The 667-nt window shown below is 46.8% G+C and carries 1 protein-coding gene; it reads left to right on the top strand.

The window, feature by feature from the left end; translation table 11 throughout:
• On the top strand, positions 1–667 hold a 667-nt coding region (locus tag A3750_RS04055), incomplete at both ends, for a radical SAM protein (RefSeq protein WP_197474871.1).

The raw sequence follows: 667 nt of genomic DNA, 5'->3' as shown, positions 1-667 counted from the left end.
CTGTGGTTGCAACAAAGTGGTTACGCGAAATCAAAATAGGGCGGCGGAGTATGTTGAGATCCTCAGTCGTGAAATCGCTTTGCGAGCGCAAAGTTTTGCGGATGATCGACTCATTCAGCAGATCCATTTTGGAGGCGGAACGCCTACTTTTTTGAGCATTGCGCAGATTCAGGAAGTGCTTGAGTTGATTGCCCAATCCTTTCATCTCGGATTACCTCATAATCTTGAGATGGGGATTGAGATTGATCCGCGATCGGTGTCTGTGGAAGACATGGAGCGATTGATCGAGTTAGGATTTAACCGTTTCAGTTTTGGTATTCAGGATTTGAATCCTGAGGTGCAGAAAGCGGTGAATCGTGAGCAATGTTTTGACAAGATCAAAGCGCTTGTTAAGCGCGCTCGGGAATTGCAAATCAAGTCTATTTCGTTTGATTTGATCTATGGCCTCCCCCTGCAAACGCCGGATTCTTTTCATCGTACTCTGCAAGAGATTATTGAGGTTAAGCCGGATCGGTTGGCGCTATACAACTATGCGCACATGCCGGATCGGATGCCGTCGCAAAGACTCATCAAGGCCGAGGAACTGCCCAGTAGCGTTGATAAGCTCACCATCCTAAGTGATAGTATTATTAGCTTAAGCAAGGCGGGCTATGAATACATTGGCATG

The organism is Oleiphilus sp. HI0079 (assembly GCF_001635105.1).
The sequence above is the reverse complement of the archived record's forward strand: the minus strand, read 5'-3'. Positions and strand labels throughout refer to the sequence as shown.